Here is a 1,205-nt window from a genome sequence, read left to right on the forward strand (position 1 = left end):
CTGGTTATCCGGTAGAGCGCCTGGCCTATATTATGGAAGATGCCTCTCCAAGATTATTACTGGCTGATGCGACGGGTATAGATGTGCTGAAGAGTTCATCGGTACCGGTGGTATTACTGCAGGATGCCTTTGAACAGGCTTCTGCATATTCTGAAGAGAATCTGCTACCGGCAGAGATTGGTTTAAACAGCCGTCATCTTGCTTATGTGATTTATACCTCAGGTTCTACAGGTAACCCGAAAGGGGTGATGAATGAGCATATTGGTATTGTTAACCGTTTATGCTGGATGCAGGAACATTATGGCTTAACAGCTTCAGATTCTGTTTTACAGAAGACTCCGTTTAGCTTTGATGTTTCCGTATGGGAGTTCTTCTGGCCCCTTATTACGGGTGCCAGACTGGTTATGGCTAAGCCACAGGGTCACCGGGATCCATCTTATTTAAGTCAGGTGATCAGGGATTACCGGATTACGACGTTACACTTTGTACCATCGATGTTATCGGAGTTCCTGGGATCAGAGGAAGTAAGAACATCTGGATTAGAAATTAAACGTGTTATTTGTAGTGGAGAGGCATTACCTGTTCCTACAGCGAAACTCTTTAAGACGCTCTTGCCTGGAACTGAACTCCATAACCTGTATGGTCCTACAGAAGCAGCAGTTGATGTAACTGCGTGGGAGTGTCCAGAAGAGATTACGGATTTACGTACAGTACCTATCGGCAAGCCGATAGCCAATACGAAGATATACCTACTGGATCCGCAAGGTAATCCGGTACCAGCGGGAGTTACAGGCGAGTTATATATTGGTGGTGTACAGGTTGCGCGAGGTTACCTGAACCGGCCAGAGCTTACAGCCGAGCGTTTCCTTCCGGATCCGTTTAGTACCGAGGCTGAAGCCAGAATGTATCGCACAGGGGATACTGCACGCTGGCTGGCAGACGGGAATATCGAATATCTGGGCCGTAATGATGATCAGGTGAAGATTCGTGGATTCCGGATTGAGCTGGGAGAGATTGCGGTACAGCTTTCAGGCCACCCGGCTGTGAAAGAGGCGGTTGTACAGGTCCGTGGAGAAGGTGAAGGCCGTCATCTTGTTGCGTGGTGGATAGCAGATTCAGCGGAGGCAGAGGTTGATGCTTCAGAGCTGCATGCCTGGTTAGCACGTGAGTTACCGGACTATATGGTACCGAGAAGTTATGTGCGT

At 48.5% G+C, this 1,205-nt stretch carries 1 protein-coding gene; it reads left to right on the forward strand.

Translation table 11 applies throughout. The annotated features are described in order from the left end of the window. A partial coding sequence (locus OC23_RS12160) for a non-ribosomal peptide synthetase (RefSeq protein ID WP_038345118.1) occupies positions 1-1,205 on the forward strand: 1,205 nt, incomplete at both ends.

Source organism: Acinetobacter sp. A47 (assembly GCF_000805455.1).
Taxonomy (GTDB): Bacteria; Pseudomonadota; Gammaproteobacteria; order Pseudomonadales; family Moraxellaceae; genus Acinetobacter.